The following is a 372-nucleotide window of genomic DNA, read 5'->3' on the forward strand; positions in this document are numbered from 1 at the left end:
TCTCAATATCTTAAGCTGATTAGATGGTGTGCTGTAGTTAAATCTAAACTCACATTCTTTGATAAAAAGATGGAAGTTTTTCTTGGGGGTGTCATTGTATTTTCTAAGTACTCGTTTAGCTTGCAGCCAAAAGTTTTCAATGCCGTTGATGTGGCTTTGGTCTTTGACAAACTCTTTGGAATGATTGATACGAAAGTGTTTAAACTCACTCACATCAAAGGCATTATCGCTTCTATAACCATCTGTGTAAACGATGCCATCTGGCTTGATTTTGCTTGAGATGATAGGCATTAAGGTGCTTTGCTTGGTATCTGTTACAACAACAGTATACACCCTGCCATGACGCTTCAAAAGACCAAACACAGCTGTTTT

The 372-nt window shown here is 37.9% G+C and carries 1 protein-coding gene; it reads right to left on the minus strand.

Features of this window, described 5'->3' with window-relative positions:
• A partial coding sequence (locus tag M2R47_RS09415; RefSeq protein WP_249102546.1) for an IS1595 family transposase occupies positions 1-372 on the minus strand: 372 nt, incomplete at both ends.

It is taken from the genome of Moraxella oculi (genome assembly GCF_023336735.1).
Lineage (GTDB): Bacteria > Pseudomonadota > Gammaproteobacteria > Pseudomonadales > Moraxellaceae > Moraxella > Moraxella oculi.